Origin of the sequence: Listeria tempestatis (genome assembly GCF_963575625.1) — a bacterium.
In the GTDB taxonomy this organism is placed as follows: domain Bacteria; phylum Bacillota; class Bacilli; order Lactobacillales; family Listeriaceae; genus Listeria; species Listeria tempestatis.
Map to the genome: position 1 here is coordinate 1 of NZ_CAUYTK010000030.1, position 521 is coordinate 521.

At 44.9% G+C, this 521-nt stretch carries 1 pseudogene; it reads right to left on the minus strand.

Annotation, left to right across the window (positions count from 1 at the left end):
- A pseudogene (locus tag R8923_RS14255) lies at positions 1-521 on the minus strand (SA1320 family protein); the annotation flags it as partial.

Sequence of the window (521 nt, forward strand, 5' to 3'; positions counted from 1 at the left end):
ACGGATTCATAGCCTGACATCGTTGTTAACGCTTTTCCAAAGCTTCCTTGTCCGAGTAAATCATCAAAACTATCGGTTAGCTTGGTTTTTCTGTCGTCTAGTTTACCGCCTTCCCGTTCGACAATATCCACAGCATGGTCCACATGTGATTGGGCAGTGGTAATTTGCTCCTTCATTCTGGTGACCATCGAGTTCGCCAAGATTTTCATATTTTCAGGATTGACGTCTATTTTATGCCCTTTTCCACCTGTGAGAACTGCCCCGCTCCATACGCCAACGGGTAAATAGGCATCGGCATCAATCAAGATTTGTTCCCCGTCAATGTTGATAGGGTCACTATAGCCCGTGTGGTTGGAGACAAGGGTGGCGAATAAAGGCATATTGTTTTTCACGGTGATATTTTTACCCGGTAAACGACTTAAGTATCCCGCACTTCGTTCCCCCAGTGTTAATGGGTCATATTCGCTCATATAATTGGTAATGTCGGGATTCTTTTGCGAATACTCGCCGTCTGGCAAAAT